Genomic DNA, 16,985 nt, shown 5'->3' with positions numbered 1-16,985 from the left:
GTGTTGCATGTGGGCTGTGCGATCACAGCCCACGGCAGCCGAGCCGACCCCCGCCCACGCCATCGAGACCGTCTTCCGGCTCGAGTCGCCGCGCGTGATCGCCGGTGTCGCGCGGATCGTGCGGGACGTCGGCATCGCCGAGGAACTGGCGCAGGACGCGCTGGTCGCCGCGCTGGAACAGTGGCCCCGGGACGGGGTGCCGGACAACCCCGGCGCCTGGCTGATGGCCACCGCCCGGCACCGGGCCGTCGACCTGGTCCGGCGCCGCGAGACCTACGCCCGCAAACTCGCCGAGGTCGGCCGGGACCTGGAGACCACGGCGCCGCCCGAGGAGCCCGCGGACCCGGACGGCATCGACGACGACCTGCTCCGGCTGGTCTTCACCGCCTGCCACCCAGTGCTGTCCCCGCAGGCCCGCACCGCGCTCACGCTGCGCCTGCTGGGCGGCCTGACCACGGCCGAGATCGCCCGCGCCTTCCTGGTGCCGGAGGCGACGGTCGCCCAGCGCATCGTCCGCGCCAAACGCACCCTCGCGGCCGGGAACGTGGCCTTCGAGGTGCCGTACGGACCCGACCGCGCGGCCCGCCTGGGCTCCGTCCTGGACGTCATCTACCTGATCTTCAACGAGGGGTACGCGGCCACCGCCGGCGACGACTGGCTGCGCCCCGGGCTGTGCGAGGACGCGCTGCGGCTGGCCCGGGTGCTGTCCGCGCTGATGCCCCGGGAGCCCGAGGCGCACGGCCTGACCGCGCTGCTGGAGTTCCAGGCGTCCCGCACCGCCGCCCGCACCGCCCCCGACGGCACACCGGTGCTGCTGGAGGACCAGGACCGCCGCCGCTGGAACCGCATGCTCATCGCGCGCGGCGTGCGCGCCCTGGAGCGCGCCGGAGCCACGGCGGCGGGCCCGCCCGGCCCCTACGCCCTCCAGGCGGCCATCGCCGCCTGCCACGCCCGCGCGCACACCTACGAGGAGACCGACTGGCGGGCCATCACCACCCTGTACGGCCTGCTGGCCGCCCGCGCGCCGTCCCCCGTGGTCGAGCTGAACCGCGCGGTCGCCGTGTCGATGGCCGAGGGCCCGGAGCGGGGGCTGGCGCTGGTGGACGCCCTGGCCGCCGAGCCCGCGCTGCGCGGGTACCACCTGCTGCCCAGCGTCCGCGGCGACCTGCTGTCCCGGCTCGGGCGGGCCGCGGAGGCCCGCGAGGAGTTCCTGCGGGCCGCGGAGCTGGCCCGCAACGAGCGCGAACGCGCCCTGCTGCTGCGCCGGGCGGATCAGCCCAGTGGATGACCGATCAGCATCGTCGGCGCCCCCGCCACCCGGGTGAGGAAGACGGTGGCCGCGTTCGGTCCCTGCGGGCGGACCTTGCGGCGCAGTTCCTCCGGCTCGACGGCCGAGCCGCGCTTCTTCACGGTCAGCGTGCCGACCTCCCGCTCGCGCAGCAGGGCCTTCAGCCGCTTGACGTTGAAGGGCAGCCGGTCGGTGATCTCGTAGCCGGTGGCGTACGGCGTGGGCCGCGGCTCGTCGGCGGTGACGTAGGCGATGGTCGGGTCCAGCAGCCCGCCGTCCAGTTCCCCGGCCACCTCCGCGACCAGGTGCGCGCGGATGACCGCGCCGTCCGGCTCGTACAGATACCGCCCCACCGGCCGCACCGCCGGGTCGGGCAGGCCCCGGCCGAGCAGCGTGCGCGGCCCCGGCAGCAGCGTGGCCCGCACGGCGCCCGGCGCCCCGGTCCCGAACCACAGCACCGCCTCCTTCACGTCACCGCCGTCCGAGATCCACTCCGCCTCGGCCTCGGCCGGGACGATCTCGTGCGGGATACCGGGGGCGATCTTCAGCGCCGCCCGGGGCGCCCGGCGGGCCGTCTCGACCGCCCAGGACAGCGGCGGCGAGTACGCCTCCGGGTCGAACACCCTGCCGCGCCCGCCCCGCCGGGCCGGGTCCGCGAACACCGCGTCGTACCCGGCGGTGTCCACCTCCGTGACGTCGGCCTCGCGCACCTCGATCAGGTCCGCCAGGCCCAGCGCCTCGGCGTTGGCGCGGGCCGCCGCGGCGGCCCGCGGGTCGCGGTCCACGGCCAGCACCCGGATCCCGGCCCGGGCCAGCGCGATCGCGTCCCCGCCGATGCCGCAGCACAGGTCGGCCACGGAGGTCACGCCCAGCTCGGTCAGCCGCCGCGCCCGGTACGCCGCCACGCTCGCCCGGGTGGACTGCTCGACCCCGTTGGGGGTGAAGAACATCCGTCCGGCGTCCTCGGCCCCGAACTTCGCCGCCGCCCGCTGCCGCAGCCGGGCCTGGCCCAGCGCGGCCGAGACCAGTTCGGCGGGGTGGTCGCGGCGCAGCCGGGTGGCCACCGCCAGTTCCCGCGCGGGCTCGGTGTCGCGCACCTCGTCGAGGAGGGCGCGGCCTTCGGGGGTGAGGAGCAGAGCGAGGTCGTTCACCGGCTCATTGTGGGCCAGTCGGTGGATGGCGCGCTCCCGGCGGCGGTGTCGGCCCGGGGCGCGGGCCGGGGCCTGGGAGGATCCGGCACCATGCGAGTAGTAGTACAAAATGACAAAAGTCGGGCACCGGTCGCGCGGGCGGACGCCGGAAGCCGGGCCGGGGCCGCGAGGACGGCCGCGGCCACCACCGCCCTCGCACTGGCCGCCCTCCTGTCCGGCTGCGCCGGCGACCCCGCCCCGGCCCCGGCCCACGGTGGCCCCGCCCGCCCCCTGGACCCGCGCGCCCGCCAGGCCGCCGAACACGCCCGGCTGGCCGCCGCCGCCCGGCGCTGGGGCCTGGCCCGGGCCCCGCTCACCCCGCCGGCCCCGCCCGCCGACAAACCCCGGATCACCCCCCGGGACGGCTTCGAGGTGGACGGCCAGGAGGAGGAGAACCTCCCGCCGGTCTTCACCACCGTCCCCACCCGGCAGAAGGTCGTCTTCCTCACCATCGACGACGGCGCCGAGAAGGACCCGGCGTTCCTGCGCATGATGAGCGAGCTGAAGGTTCCGTACACCGCGTTCCTCAGCAACTACGTCATCGAGGACGACTACGGCTACTTCCGCCGGATGCAGGCCCAGGGCGTCACCCTCAACAACCACACCCTCACCCACCCCTACCTGCCCGGCCTGTCCTACGAGGAGCAGCGGGACGAGATCTGCGGCATGCAGACCGTCATGAAGAAGCAGTTCGGCAAGGCGCCCACCGTCTTCCGGCCGCCCTACGGCAACTACAACGGCGACACCCTGCGCGCCGCCAGGGACTGCGGCATCGAGTACGCGCCCATCTGGGACGAGGAGGTCTTCGTCGACCACTGGGAGTACCGCGACTGGGACCGCCGCCTGCACCCCGGCGACATCGTCCTCACCCACTTCCGCGGCCGGGACGACTGGAACGGCACCATGGTGGACGACATGCGGCGCTTCCTGGACAAGGTCACCCGCGAGGGCTACGCCGTCGCCCGGCTGGAGGACTACCTGTGAGGCGCCCGCGGGGCCCGGCCGCGGCCCTCGCCGCGGCCCTGCTCCTCGCAGGCTGCGCCCAGTCCGTCGACCCCATCGAACGCCTCGGCAGGAAGGCCGCCGCGGGGGTGCGCCCGCACACCACCGCCGACGGCCGGAACCACCGGCACCGGGGCCTGGCCCGCCCCCTCGCCCGCTCCCCGGTCCACCCGGCCCGCCCGCCGGCCGCGTACCGGGGAGCCGCCCTGCCTCCCGTCGTGGACCACGTCCCCACCCGCGACCCGGTGGTCTTCCTCACCTACGACGACGGCGCCGAAGACGACCCCCGCTTCGCCGACATGGTCCGCGAACTGCGGCTCCCGATCACCCTGTTCCTCGCCGGCGCCGCCGCCCCCGGTGACCGCCGCGTCACCCGCCTGCGCGCCCTCGGCGCCGGCATCGGGAACCACGGCACGGGCCACCGGGCCCCGGCCGGACCGCCGTACGCCGGCCGGCGCGCCGAGATCTGCGGCCGGCAGGACCGCCTCCGCGCCCGCCCCCGCCTGTTCCGCCCGTCCTACGGCGCCCACGACCCCGCCACCCGGCGCGCCGCGGCCGACTGCGGCATCTCCGCGATCGTCCTGTGGCGCACGGCCCTCACCCCGGCCGGCCTCACCCGCCCCCTCGGCCCGGGCGACATCGTCCGTGTGGGCCCCGGCGAGCCGGCGGGCGTCCCCCTGCGCGAAGGCACGGCACGGGTCCTCAGAGCGGCGCGGGAGCGGGGCCTGACGGTGGCCCGTCTCGAGGACTACCTCTGACTCTTTTTCCGTACGGGACGGCCCGCCGGTCAACGCCGGGACGGCCGATTCACCGCCGCCGCGCCGCGCGGCATTGGCACTCCGCTTGACCGAGTGCTAACCACGGTCATAGTCTCGGCTCTGGCACTCCGCAGGTGAGAGTGCCAACAAACGCGACGGGCAGGTCCGGCACCCGCGACGACGGATCGACCTGGTCGCCACCTCAGACAGTTAACCCCGTGAGATCTCCGAAGGGGGAGGTCGGATCGTGACGACCGCCAGCTCCAAGGTTGCCATCAAGCCGCTCGAGGACCGCATCGTGGTCCAGCCGCTGGACGCCGAGCAGACCACGGCCTCTGGCCTGGTCATCCCGGACACCGCGAAGGAGAAGCCCCAGGAGGGCGCCGTCCTCGCCGTGGGCCCGGGCCGGTTCGAGAACGGCGAGCGGCTTCCGCTCGACGTCAAGGTCGGCGACGTCGTCCTCTACAGCAAGTACGGCGGCACCGAGGTGAAGTACAACGGCGACGAGTACCTCGTCCTCTCGGCTCGCGACGTGCTCGCGATCATCGAGAAGTAATCACCTCAAGCAACTCTCCGCTTGAGCTGCGCCCCTGGCCCCCGCGATCGAACAGAAGCCGGGCGCCCGGGGCGCGGCGTTTTTCACCTACAGATTTCCGAGAGGGCTCCCGCTGTCATGGCGAAGATCCTGAAGTTCGACGAGGACGCCCGTCGCGCCCTTGAGCGCGGCGTCAACAAGCTTGCCGACACCGTCAAGGTGACGATCGGCCCCCGCGGCCGCAACGTCGTCATCGACAAGAAGTTCGGCGCCCCCACCATCACCAACGACGGTGTCACGATCGCCCGCGAGGTGGAGATCGAGGACCCGTACGAGAACCTCGGTGCCCAGCTGGTGAAGGAGGTGGCGACCAAGACCAACGACATCGCGGGTGACGGCACCACCACCGCCACCGTGCTCGCCCAGGCGCTCGTCCGCGAGGGCCTGAAGAACGTCGCCGCCGGTGCCTCCCCGGCCGCCCTGAAGAAGGGCATCGACGCCGCGGTCAAGGCCGTCTCCGACGAGCTGCTCGCCACCGCGCGCCCGATCGACGAGAAGTCCGACATCGCCGCCGTCGCCGCGCTGTCCGCCCAGGACCAGCAGGTCGGCGAGCTGATCGCCGAGGCGATGGACAAGGTCGGCAAGGACGGTGTCATCACCGTCGAGGAGTCCAACACCTTCGGTCTGGAGCTGGACTTCACCGAGGGCATGGCCTTCGACAAGGGCTACCTGTCGCCGTACTTCGTGACGGACCAGGAGCGCATGGAGGCCGTCCTCGACGAGCCGTACATCCTCCTCACGCAGGGCAAGATCTCCGCCATCACGGACCTCCTGCCGCTGCTGGAGAAGGTCATCCAGGCCGGCTCCTCCAAGCCGCTGCTGATCGTCGCCGAGGACGTCGAGGGCGAGGCCCTGTCGACCCTGGTCGTCAACAAGATCCGCGGCACCTTCAACGCCGTCGCGGTGAAGGCCCCCGGCTTCGGCGACCGCCGTAAGGCGATGCTCCAGGACATGGCCGTCCTCACCGGCGCCACCGTCATCTCCGAGGAGGTCGGCCTCAAGCTCGACCAGGTCGGCCTCGACGTGCTCGGCTCCGCCCGCCGCATCACCGTCACCAAGGACGACACCACGATCGTCGACGGCGCCGGCAAGTCCGAGGACGTGCAGGGCCGCGTCGCCCAGATCAAGGCCGAGATCGAGAACACCGACTCCGACTGGGACCGCGAGAAGCTCCAGGAGCGCCTCGCGAAGCTGGCCGGCGGCGTGTGCGTGATCAAGGTCGGCGCCGCCACCGAGGTGGAGCTGAAGGAGAAGAAGCACCGTCTGGAGGACGCCATCTCCGCGACCCGCGCCGCGGTCGAGGAGGGCATCGTCTCCGGTGGTGGCTCCGCTCTGGTCCACGCCTCCAAGGTCCTCGAGGGCAACCTCGACAAGACCGGCGACGAGGCCACCGGTGTCGCCGTGGTCCGCAACGCCGTGGTGGAGCCGCTGCGCTGGATCGGCGAGAACGCCGGCCAGGAGGGCTACGTCATCGTGTCCAAGGTCAAGGACCTGGACAAGGGCCAGGGCTACAACGCCGCCACCGGCGAGTACGGCGACCTGATCAAGGCCGGCGTCATCGACCCGGTCAAGGTCACCCGCTCCGCCCTGGAGAACGCCGCCTCCATCGCCTCCCTGCTGCTCACGACCGAGACCCTGGTCGTCGAGAAGAAGGAAGAGGAAGAGCCGGCCGCGGCGGGCCACAGCCACGGCCACGCCCACTGAGGCCAACGCTGATCTGAGCTGAGCCTACGGTGCCCAGTGCCCTGCGAGGGCGCTGGGCACCGTTCGTTGTGCCGACCGGGCGGCTCCGCGCACTCTGCGCCACCCCGCGAGCCCCTACAGGGACTTGACGAACCGTACGGGTTCTGTGAGCGCGGCTCTGGCCCCCTCCTCGTCCGCCAGACGGGCCGCGAGCGTGGCCTCCGCAAGCCGCTGGGGCAGAGCCTCCGCGAACTTGAGGCCCCGGACCGCGCGGGTGTCCACCTCGGGAAGGGTCAGGCCCGACGAGGTGTCTGCAACCGCCGTTCGCCAGGCCTCGCGCGCCACGTCGTCGCGCAAGCGGACAAAGCGGTCGTCGACGAAGCGGTGGCGCAGAACGACGGACGGCAGCGACGCGGCCAGCGTGGCATTCGCCCGGTGCCCCGCCCACGTCCACCAGCGCACGTCGTCGGCACCGCGGCGGGTGATGACGGTCCCTGCCGGGTGCACCACGTCGAGGTGCGCCTCCCGGGCCTCGGCGAGCTTCGCCTCGCCCCGGCGGGTGAGCCGCACCGGGGGATCGGCACCGAGCAGGACCTCGCGGGCGGCGCGGGTCAGCTCGAAGGAGCGGACGCGGTCCGGGCCGAAGCCGCTCCACTTGGCACGTCCACCCTCGTCCACGGGTTCGACGAAACAGCGCCTGCGTCGCCAGTCGATGTACGTCACCAGCCAGCTGCGGCCCGCCAGCAGCAGTTTCCGGGGTCCGTCGACGTCCTCGGTGAGCAGGTCCGGGTCCGTGCGGCCGATCTCCGTCCGTCCGCTGAGCACGGTGAATTCGGGCGGTGCGGTGAACGAGGCCGTCAGGTTCATGAAGTGCCGGTGGCCGAAGCGGCGTTCCGCCTCAGGCCCGATGAACAGCATGCCGCCGTCGCGTTCCAGGTAGCCCTGTTCGACGAGGTGCCGTACGACGGGTTCGGCCCCCGCCGCGAACGGGCTGAGACCGCCCCACCACTCTTGCCACAGGTTTTCCCCGACCCGATGCTCCTGGAGGCACAGTGCAAGGAGCTGCTGCGCGACCAGGTGCCGTGGGGCGGGAGGCGCGGTCACCGGTTCCACCCAGCCGCGGGACCAGGCCAGCAGCAAGGCTGCTGCGGAGAGGAAACCGGCATCGGTCACGGCGAGGAACAGGCAGTTGCGGGTGGTCCCCGGGCGGCGTCCCGTACGGCCCAGCCGTTGCATGAACGAGGCCACCGTGGCCGGAGCCTCCAGTTGGATCACCCGGTCCAGGTCGCCCACGTCGATGCCGAGTTCCAGTGTGCTGGTCGAGACGATCACGCAGTCCCGCGCCTCGGCGAAGGCCTCCTCCGCTCTTCGGCGTTCGTCGGTGGAGAGCGAGGCGTGCGAGAGGAAGGTGGTGACACCGCGAAGCCGGAGTTGCTCGCCCAGCTCCTCGACGGTGCGCCGGGCCTCGCAGAACACGAGGCGTTTCTCCCCGCGGTGCAGGGCTGCGATGACGGTCGCCGCGTTGGCGACCGAGCCGACGAAGTCCAGCTCGATGTCACCCGGCGGCACGCTGGCGGACACCGCGGCGGGCAGGCCCCCGGTGCCCGGGAGCGTTACTCCGGGAGCGATGACCTGTCCCGTACGGCGTCCCTTGCCGGACCCCTGGAGCCAGTCCAGCAGTTCGTGCGGATTACCGACGGTGGCGGACAGACCGACCCGCTGCACCGGCCGCTCCACGATTCTCTGAAGCCGCTCCAGTACGGCGAGCAGGTGCCACCCCCGGTCGTCTCCGGCGAAGGCGTGTACCTCGTCGACCACCACGCTGTGCAGCCCGGAGAAGAAGGCCCGATGGTCCACGTGCGTGCTGACCAGCATCGCCTCCAGCGACTCGGGAGTGGTCAGCAGCAAATCCGGACGCTGGTTCAGGATGCGGCGGCGCCGGGTGGAAGCGACGTCACCGTGCCACAGTTCGGCCGTCCTGCCCACCCAGCCGGCATACGTCTCCAGACGAGGATGCAGGTTGTTGAGAAGGGCCTTCAGCGGGGTGACGTACAGGATGCCTGTGCCCTTCCAGCCGTGCCGCTGCGCACGGGTGAGCAGGGGAAAGGAGGCTGCCTCGGTCTTGCCGCCGGCGGTCGGCGCGAGCAGTACGGCATCGTTTCCGGCCAGGAGCGGGCCGATCGCCTGTTCCTGGAGAGGCCGCAGCGAGCGCCAGCCGAGCGAGTTGACGATGTGATGGGTGAGAATCGGGTCCAGCAGATCCAGCGCGTCGGCGCTCACGGAAGTTCCAGTTCCACGTCACCGGCGTTCGCGGCGGCGTTCCGTTCGGTCTCGTCCAGTTCCGACGCCTTCACGGTGAGCGTGTAGTGGGTGCGGGGATCGAAGTCATCAAAGGTATCGATCCGGTCCAGGACGTCAGCGACCAGCTTTCGCAGGTACAGTCGCGGCGCGATCCCGGCCTTGCCGCCCAGCGACCCGGTGACGGCACACGCCAACTCGTCCAGGTAGTCATCGTCCGCACGGGCCGTGATGCGCTCGGGGTGACGGGCCGTGGCTTCGTACACGCTCCGCACATTCCGGCCGAGCCGGCCGAGAGAGGCCAGGTCGAAGCCGGGAAGGCGCAACTGCACCGCTCGCGGGGAGTCGAAGCGCGGATCGGTCGTGAAGTCGGTGGCCAAGCGCTGGGCGAGCGGTGCCAGGCGCTGCACTCCTTGCTGCCCGTCGAAGAAGGCGGGCGTACCGGTGATGACGAGGAAGAGGCCGGGGAACCGTCCGGCGTCGATCTCGTCGAGGAGCTGACGCAGGGCGTTCAGCGACTTCTCCCGGACGTCACCGCGTACCCGCTGGAGTGTCTCGACCTCGTCCAGTACCAGCAGCAGACCGGGATGCCCGCAGTCTCGCAGCACCGTCAGCAGCCCTTGGAGGAATCCGAGCGCCGCGAAGTGGTCGAGGTCGCCACGGACCCCGGCGGCTCGCTTGGCGGAGGCCGCCACCGACTTCTGCCCTCCGAGCCAGGCGATGAGCGCCTCCGCGCGGGCTCCGTCACCGGCGGCCACGGCATCCCGGTACCCGCGCAGCGCGGCGGAGAAGGCCGGCGTCGTGCGGGCCACGTCCGCCAGCCGTCGTTCAAGGAGCTCGTCCACGGCCCGGGCGAGCCCAGCCTCGTCGTTCTCGTCGGCGTCCCCGGCGTCGAGGACCTCTTCCTCCAGCGCGTAGAACCAGGAGTCGACCACGGCCCGCAGCGCGGACGGCGCATGGGTGGCGGTCGTCAGCCGTTCGGTGAGCCGACGGTAGACGGTCTCCAGCCGGTGCAGGGGGGTCTCCGTTTCGGAGATCTGCACCTCGCTGACGGCCAGGCCGCGTCGTTTGGCGCGTTCGGCGAGCCACCGGGCGAAGAAGGTCTTGCCCGAGCCGTACTCGCCGCGCAGTGCGTGGAAGGCGGACCCGCCGCGAGCGACGGTGGCCAGGTCGTCGTCGAGAGCGTCCGCGAATCGGTCCAGTCCGACGGCGAACAGTCCGAGCCCCTGCTGCGGCACGGTGCCACGGCGCAGCGCGTCGACGACGTCCCGGGCGCGTGCGGCGCTGACCGGGGGAGCGCCCGCCGGATTCGGGGTCGGGGTACTCACAGTGGGGTGCCTTCCGGGAACTGCTGGCGCAGCAGCTCTCTGTCGAGGTGGACGGTGCGTCCGGACTCGACCAGCTGGAGCACGGGGTAGCCGTCGATGTTGAGCAGCCGTTCGAGCATGGTGACGAACCGCTGGGGATTGCGTTCGGATTTCCCGGTGGCGGCTTGGGCGGCCGCCGCGACGGCGGCCGGGGACAGTTTGCCTCCTGCTTCCAGGAGCGCGTCGAGAGCCGCGGCCACGGCCGTGTTGGTGGGCGCGTTGCGCACGAACTCACGCTGGCTTTCGAATGGCTTGCTGCGCACCGTCTGCTCACCGGGTGTGGTGTGGCCCGGCTGCGGGAAGAGCCCTTCGGACTGGTGCTGCTGCTTGCGCGTCCCCCTGGCGCGGGGCGCCGGCGCCGGCTCCTGCGGTTCCGTCGGATCCGAACCGCCCAGCCACCACTCGGGGGCCGTACGCTCGGCGGGCAGTGCCGTCCAGCCGGCGGGGATCTCGCTGCCGGACGGCACGAAGGCCAGGACAGGCACGGTGACCTCGGCGAGCGACGCCCCGCCGTGGTACCCGGCCTGTCGGGCGGTGTAGCGCAGGTCGTCCCGCCACGCGGCGGTGATCCGGCCGCCTCCGGCCCGTACCCGCGGCCCGGACAGCTCCACCTCGCCGGGCCCGGCCGGGCCCGTGCGCCAACGGGCGCCCTGCACCCCGTCGACCACCGTGGGACCGGTGTCACGGGGGCTGCGGTCCAGGACATGGCCGTGGTCGGAGACGAGGAGAACGGGACGGCCCGCGCCGAGAGCTGCGCCGAGCAGGTCGGACAGCTTGGCGATGTCCCCTATCCGCCATCGGGCGCGTCCATTCTCACGACCGTCGGCGAGTGCGTCGTCGATGGTGTTGACGACCACTCCGACGACCTTCTTCTCGTCCGCCAGGGCGCCGAGCAGTTCGGGCGCCAGGCGGTGCCCTGCCGTCCCCTCGTAACCGCCCTTGTGGAAGAGGACGGCCTCACGGCGCCGCTTCTTCCAGAAGGCGGTGAACCCGGCGCGCTCCACCTCCTGCCCGCCCTCGACGGGCGTACCGCTCAGCAGCGATGCCCTGCTGATCTTGGTGAGGGTGGGCAGCATGGCTACGGCGGCGAGCCGACCGGCACGACGGTCCGCCGTCCCGGTGGGCACGATCTCGGTCCAGGCCCGCCGGTCCAGCCCGGCGGCGAGTTCGACGGCCACGTCGGCGCTCATGCCGTCCAGGACGAGGACGAGCGGCCGCCCGCCCTCACGGGCGAGTGGTGCGGCGGCCTCCGCCAGGACGTCCTCGATCAGGAGCGCCCCGTGCGGTGCTTGCGGCGAGGCCCTTTCCGCCCAGACGGCCAGAGCCGCCGCGAACTGTTCGTCGAGCTGCTGACGCCGGTCCCGGACCCGGCCGATCAGCCGGTGGTAGGCCTCGCCGACCTCGCTGTCGCGCGAGGCGTCGCCTTCGGCGAGGATCCCCGTCGCAAGGTCCACCCAGCCCGTCGACTCCAAGTGGTGACGCACGCTGCTGCCGACCGCGTCCAGCGCGGGCTGCGGGGCGTCGAGCCAGCGCAGCAGGCGTACGGCTGTCCGGGCGCGCTCGGTGGAGTCGGAATGCAGGAGGGCGAGCTGGTGGTCGGCGAGGTCCCGCAGTGCGGTCTGCGCGGCTTCGGGACGTCCGTCGAGTGCGGCGGCGAGTGCGCGCAGGCGGGTCCGGTAGCCGGAGGGCAGCAGCCGGTTCCCGGCCAGCAGACTCGTCAGGTGGGCGGTCTCGGCGAGTTGATCGGCGCGCTCCAGCACCGTCAGGACGCGGGCCCGGGCGTCTGCGCCCGCGCTGCCGCCGGCCTCCGCCTGGGCGATCCACCGGCTGAGGACGCCGGTGGCTGCCGTCGCGTACGGGGTGAGCGCGTCGAACGAGCCGAGAGCCCGGCCGAAGAGTGTGCCGAGCGCGAATCCGGCGTCGGCGGCGGACTGGCAGGTCAGCGCGGTGGCGGCGAGCGCACCCAGGGGAAGCGCGTCCGATCCGCGACCGTCCGCGGCGAGCGCGAGCAGCGTGGGCGCGGCGGGGCCGGTCACCTCTTCCAGCCAGGAGGCCAGGCCGGCACGCTCCTGTTCGGGCAGTTCGGCGTAGCGCCGGGGCCCGGCCGGGGCCCTGGTCCAGTCGAACAGCGTGTCGGCGTCGAGATCCAGGGAGTCGTCACGCGTGTCGCCGAGGCCGACGCGGGCGGCGAGCAGCGCTCGCACGGCCCTGTCACGGGTGAGTACGGAGCCCACCCTGGGCCAGCCGCCGGGCGGTTCGGCCTCCAGCAGCGCATCCAGGAGCCAGGTCTCGCGCACCATCCGGGTGTCCAGGTCACCGGCGCCGAACAGCTGCTTGACGATGTCTGCCCGCTCCACGGCCAGTGGCCGGCGCCGCACCGCGTGGCCTCGCAGGTCCCAGCCGAGCTGGTCGGCGGGGACCTTGCCGGTGACCACCAGGACGCTGTCCCCGGCGCGGTCGGTGTCGGTGGTGTGCCGCCGCCAGGCCTCGGCGATCCCGAGCGGCGAGTCCTGGTCGGTGACGTGCACGCGCCGGGCGGTGCCGCCCACCTTCACGGTGAACTCGCGCTCCTCCTCACCGCCCGCCCACACGGCGTCGACCAGCACGAGCCGACGCCCCTCGGCGCGGGGCAGCTCCGCTTCGAGCAGTACCTCGATGGCGCGTCGCCCGGCGGCGGGCCGGGCCGCCATCAGTGCGCCTCCTCGGTGTCCTGCCCAGAGTCGGCGGACTCGACCGGCTGCCAGCTCACCGCCACGGTGGCGCCCGGATGGGCGGCCAGGAAGGCCCGGATGTCGTCACGGACGCCGGCGAGCTCACCGGCGAGCCGCTCCTCCAGCGGGGTGGTCCCGACCGCGGCGATGAGCCGTCGGCCGGATCCCGGAGTGCGGGCCGTCATGTCTGTTTCCCCGCTGGGGACGGTTTCCGGCTGGGGAGGGACGGCGGCGGGTGTCGGCTGCGGATGGTGGGTGGCCACCTCCGGCTCGTTCACCCTGACGTCCTGCGCGCCCGGAGCGGCTTCCTGCCGCGGTGCGAACACGTTCTCCACCTGGAGCGCGGCATTGATGATCGCGTTCGCCTTGTCGCCGGCCTGGCCGAGCACCGGGACCAGCGACCGTTCGAACTCGGAGGCACGGGCGGCCTGGGCGATCTCGTCGAAGAGCCGCCGGGCCCGGTCTCCCACGCCGTCCTCGCGGCCGGTCAGGCCCCGTACGTTGGTCAGGACCGGCCACGCGGCGTCGTCCAGCGCCCGCAGCACCTCTCCGGCGCTGCCCATCGCGGTGTTCAGGTCCCGTTCGCCTGCGGAGTACGAGGCTCCGGCCAGCTCGCGGACGAGCGCCGTGGCGTCGCTTCCGTGCCGGGTCAGCCGGGCGAGCAGACCGGCGGCCTCACGCAGGATGGCAACCCGGGGGGCAGCCTGGTCCGGAGCATCGAGACCGAGCAGGGCGGCATGCCGGTCCAGTGAGGCCCGTACCCCGGCGACCTCCCTTTCCCAGGTTTCGGCCTTGGTGCGGATGTCCTCGGCGAGCCGGTTGACGTTGCGGGCATACACGTTCGGCTTGGCGGACACGCCGAACAGGCGGGCTGCCCGGTCCCGGGCCGCCGCGTACTCCTCCTCACTGGGCAGCGGCTGCGCACGCAGCGACCAGCCGGGGCCGATCTCCTGGAGCGTGGGCGCCTCGCGTTCCGGCCCGCCCTGGAAGGCCCAGGCCCGGTCGTCGAGCAGCGCGTAGGAGGCGATGATCAGGTTGCCGGTGAGCTTGTCGAGCCCGGTGTAACCGAGGTCCTTGGTGATCCAGGTACGGATGTCCTCGACGCCGAGGTCGCCGCGCTGCTTGTGCGCCGCGGCGGCCTGGTTGATCCGGGAGCGCCAGTCCTGTCGCATGACGAGGGGACCGTCGTGCACCGTGCCCAGTTCAAGCGGCTCAACGACCCGCTTGACGGTCTTCAGGTGGTGGCTGTCGACGTTCTGGGCGCGCCCGCCCTCGTCCATCGCCCGGGTGATCCACTCCAGGGCGGTGCGCAGCTCGGCGGCCGTGACGGGCTTGCGCTGTCCCTTGCTGTCGAGCCCGAAGTCGGGGTGCTTGGGGTACAGAGCGGAGAACATCCCGTCGGCCAGGTGCTGCACGTTCGCTTCGAAACCCTTGCCGCCTTCCTCACGGGGCTGTGAGAACTCCGGCTGGAGCGAGAGCACGTGGCGGCCGTCGGGCACCTCTGGGCCCGGGTTGGAGTCCGTCGGCCGGGCCAGCCCGTACACCTCGGCGAGAGCGCCGGTGAGCTGGTCGGTGAGCGTGTCACGGGCCACTTCCAGTTGCCGCCGGACCTTGGCCCGGTCGTCGGGCGGGAAGTTCCCGGTGTAGTCGGTGAGCCGGTCGCGCTCCAGCAGGAAGTTGATGCGCATGAGCCGGCCGAGCTGGGCCCTGCGCTGGTCCGAGAAGAAGTCGGTGAGCCACACCAGGGTCGGCGCGGTCAGTCCGTCCTTCCTGAGCTGCTCGACGCGGTGGAAGTCGTCGCTCGGGAAGTGGTCGCCGTCGTCGAAGGGGTAGTCCACGACGAACCGCACGTTGCCCGCGGTCGAGGGGGTGAACTGCTCGTCCGGCAGGTCGGCGCGGTCCCGTACGTTGCCGAAGACGAACTCGGCGATGCGCCGGGTGCCGCGCCAGATGATCTCCTTCTCCGCGACGAACTGCCCGTCCCGGACGCCCACGGCTTCCCACAGCCGGTCCCGCAGCCAGACCCGGCGCACGCCCGCCTTGTCCTCCTCGGCGACGGCGTCGAGGAGCGGTTCGATGTCCAGCTCGGACAGGTGCAGCGAGAAGACCGGGTCGGCCTCGCCGTCCGAGCGCACCTCGGACGGGAACGCGGCCTGGAGGTCACGCATCCGGCGTACGACCACGTCACCTGCGGGCACGGTCCGGGAACGCACCGAGCCGTGGTTGAGAGCCGCCAGCCGCGCCCCGGTCAGTCGTCGCAGCGCGGGCACGTCCGGTGCCAGCGCCCCGAGCAGCAGGGTCTTGACGAACCGGTCGTCGGCCAGGAAGTCGGCGTGCGTGTCCGAGCCGTACTTCTCCAGCAGGTGGGCGCGTGCCTTGGCGTAGAACTTCACGGCCGCCTCGGACTCGCGCTTCAGCTTGTCGGTGAAGGCGGCACCGGTGCCGTCGACCAGGACGTCCCACAGGTCGCCCAGCGGGATCAGCTGTCCGACGGCGGCGTCGGCGTTCTTCTGCAGCAGCTGCTGGACCAGCTTGAGACCGGTGCGCTCGCGCTGGAGGGCGCCGGAGAGGGCGACCAGGACGTTGAGCAGCGCGGGGGAGAGGGGGTAGACGGCGCGGAAGTCCTCCCAGCCGGCATGGGTGGCGCCCCCGCCGTCGAGCAGGATGTCCTTGACCTGCTGGTTGGACCGGTCGACTCCGCCGAAGGCGTTCTCCAGCACCGTCTCCTTGCCGGGCAGCGGTTTCAGTACCCGCTCCTTGATGATTTCCGGCAGGTTGCGGTCCTCCAGATCGACGGTGTCGAACCGCTCGTTGAGGTATTCGAGCGCTTGTTCCATCGCCTTGACGTCGGCGCCGAGGACGTCGGTACCGACGAGCTGCGAGAGGTCGCGCTGGCGCGAGATGAACGACACGATCGGCACGGGCCGGTCGGCGTCCCCCGACTCGATCAGCTTCACCAGCTTCTGGATCTCGCTGTTGACGAAGGTGCGCTCTTTCATGTGGGCCTGGAGCCACAGCACCAGTTCGTCGAGGAAGAGCACGACTCCGTCGTAGCCCAGCACGCGGGCGTGCCGGCTGATCGCGGCGAGCCCGTTCTCCAGCGGCACGTACTTCGCGGCATCACCGCGCGCACTCTCCGCGTACGACCGCATCGGCCCCGTGAGCAGCGCGGACACCAGACGCTCACGGCGCGGGTCCCCGGCGGGAGCGGAGAAGGCGTCGTCCAGCTCACCGGACGTCCACGCCCCACCGGCGCCGATCACCTGGAGCTCGTCATCGTCGTCGTCACCGGCCGCGGCACCGCCCTCGGCGGGCAGCAGCCGCACGAACGCATCGTCCCCGAGCTGCTCACGCATCCGCCGGGCGTCGGCCAGCATCGCGTCGGAGCGGAACACGGTCGGCGTGGAGGCCTCCGGGTGCTGCTCGCGCACGGCCCGCACGTACCCGCCGAGCAGCGCCTCGTCCAGGTTGGCCGCGCCGACCAGGTGGTACGGCACCATCAGGAATTTCTTCCCGCGCAGCCACTCGTCGTGCTCGGCGATGACCTCCCGCAGCCGCGGCTTGGCCCGGGCGGCCGGCTCCCCGTTGAGGACGGCGTGCAGGACGGTCAGGAAGTGGCTCTTACCGGCGCCGAAGGAGCCGTGGAGGTAGGCCGCGTACGAGGCATTCTTGCGCACGGCGCCGCGCACGAGCTTCAGGGCCTTGTCGAACTCCCCCCGGAGCTGAGGGGTGACGACGTACTCCTCGACCCGTCCGGCCGAGTTCCCCGCGAACCCCTGGGACAGCTCTACCTTGAAATCGCCGGCGTACACGTCCTCCTTGATGTCGAGGACGTCCCTCAGTACGACAGTGTCGCCGCCTCTGGCCATCAGCTGCTCCCCGCTCCCCACGGCATTCCTCACACGTCTCCCTTATCCTGCCAGGTCGCCACCAGGGTCTGGAGGGAAAGGGGCGCCTCGAGGGAGGAGACAGTGAGCGCTTGCGGCACGGGGGAGCATGGGCGGCCGGCCCCGAGGCCGGCGATCAGGGCCCCGGCGCTCCTTGTCGGCCGTCCGGCTCGGGCGTCCAGCGCCTCGGGCCGGTGCGTCGGCCG

General features: G+C 72.3%; 10 protein-coding genes. 5 read left to right on the top strand and 5 right to left on the bottom strand.

All coding sequences use genetic code 11. The features are described from left to right. Positions 1–7: 7 nt before the first annotated feature. Positions 8–1,288: an RNA polymerase sigma factor gene (locus tag ACZ4W9_RS01775; protein ID WP_467932495.1), complete on the top strand. Its 1,281-nt coding sequence runs from the start codon at positions 8–10 to the stop codon at positions 1,286–1,288. Here ACZ4W9_RS01775 and ACZ4W9_RS01770 read toward each other — a convergent pair. Next, positions 1,273–2,439: a THUMP-like domain-containing protein gene (locus tag ACZ4W9_RS01770; RefSeq protein WP_467932493.1), complete on the bottom strand. Its 1,167-nt coding sequence runs from the start codon at positions 2,437–2,439 to the stop codon at positions 1,273–1,275. The two genes, ACZ4W9_RS01775 and ACZ4W9_RS01770, sit on opposite strands and share 16 nt — an antisense overlap. Before the next feature lie 90 nt (positions 2,440–2,529). On the opposite strand from ACZ4W9_RS01770, the gene ACZ4W9_RS01765 reads away from it, so the two are divergent. From ACZ4W9_RS01765 to groL, 4 genes are all read left to right on the top strand, one after another. Then, positions 2,530–3,462: a polysaccharide deacetylase family protein gene (locus ACZ4W9_RS01765; RefSeq protein WP_467932492.1), complete on the top strand. Its 933-nt coding sequence runs from the start codon at positions 2,530–2,532 to the stop codon at positions 3,460–3,462. Then, complete coding sequence (locus tag ACZ4W9_RS01760) at positions 3,459–4,238, top strand: polysaccharide deacetylase family protein (RefSeq protein ID WP_467932491.1); 780 nt, start codon at positions 3,459–3,461, stop codon at positions 4,236–4,238. The genes ACZ4W9_RS01765 and ACZ4W9_RS01760 overlap by 4 nt, the downstream gene beginning before the upstream one ends. Positions 4,239–4,485: 247 nt before the next feature. After that, positions 4,486–4,794 (top strand): co-chaperone GroES, encoded by a 309-nt coding sequence (gene groES / locus ACZ4W9_RS01755; protein ID WP_004955293.1) that lies wholly within the window; start codon positions 4,486–4,488, stop codon positions 4,792–4,794. Between the two features lie 117 nt (positions 4,795–4,911). Further along, positions 4,912–6,537 (top strand): chaperonin GroEL, encoded by a 1,626-nt coding sequence (gene groL / locus ACZ4W9_RS01750; protein WP_467932489.1) that lies wholly within the window; start codon positions 4,912–4,914, stop codon positions 6,535–6,537. 114 nt (positions 6,538–6,651) lie between these two features. Here the strand turns inward: groL and ACZ4W9_RS01745 are convergent, their stop codons facing one another. Genes ACZ4W9_RS01745 through ACZ4W9_RS01730 form a run of 4 tightly spaced genes read right to left on the bottom strand, consistent with a single transcriptional unit; the run spans position 6,652 to position 16,761 of the window. Then, positions 6,652–8,796 (bottom strand): DEAD/DEAH box helicase, encoded by a 2,145-nt coding sequence (locus ACZ4W9_RS01745; protein ID WP_467932488.1) that lies wholly within the window; start codon positions 8,794–8,796, stop codon positions 6,652–6,654. After that, entirely contained in the window at positions 8,793–10,142 is a 1,350-nt protein-coding gene (gene brxD / locus ACZ4W9_RS01740) for a BREX system ATP-binding protein BrxD (protein ID WP_467932487.1), read from the bottom strand. The genes ACZ4W9_RS01745 and brxD overlap by 4 nt, the downstream gene beginning before the upstream one ends. Beyond that, positions 10,139–12,871 (bottom strand): BREX-2 system phosphatase PglZ, encoded by a 2,733-nt coding sequence (pglZ, locus tag ACZ4W9_RS01735; RefSeq protein WP_467932485.1) that lies wholly within the window; start codon positions 12,869–12,871, stop codon positions 10,139–10,141. The genes brxD and pglZ overlap by 4 nt, the downstream gene beginning before the upstream one ends. Next, a complete protein-coding gene (locus ACZ4W9_RS01730) occupies positions 12,871–16,761 on the bottom strand; it encodes a BREX-2 system ATPase PglY family protein (protein WP_467932484.1) in 3,891 nt (1,296 codons plus the stop codon). The genes pglZ and ACZ4W9_RS01730 overlap by 1 nt, the downstream gene beginning before the upstream one ends. Between the last annotated feature and the right edge of the window lie 224 nt (positions 16,762–16,985).

This window comes from Streptomyces sp. NPDC029296 (assembly GCF_055569255.1).
This window is presented reverse-complemented; position numbering and strand designations above follow the sequence as displayed.

What these genes read in the sequence shown, in the direction of transcription:
- ACZ4W9_RS01765 (WP_467932492.1), top strand. Translation starts at nt 2,530, where the DNA reads ATGCGAGTAGTAGTACAAAATGACAAAAGTCGGGCACCGGTCGCGCGG.
- groL (WP_467932489.1), top strand. Translation starts at nt 4,912, where the DNA reads ATGGCGAAGATCCTGAAGTTCGACGAGGACGCCCGTCGCGCCCTTGAG.
- ACZ4W9_RS01730 (WP_467932484.1), bottom strand. Translation starts at nt 16,761, where the DNA reads ATGGCCAGAGGCGGCGACACTGTCGTACTGAGGGACGTCCTCGACATC.
- pglZ (WP_467932485.1), bottom strand. Translation starts at nt 12,871, where the DNA reads ATGGCGGCCCGGCCCGCCGCCGGGCGACGCGCCATCGAGGTACTGCTC.
- ACZ4W9_RS01775 (WP_467932495.1), top strand. Translation starts at nt 8, where the DNA reads ATGTGGGCTGTGCGATCACAGCCCACGGCAGCCGAGCCGACCCCCGCC.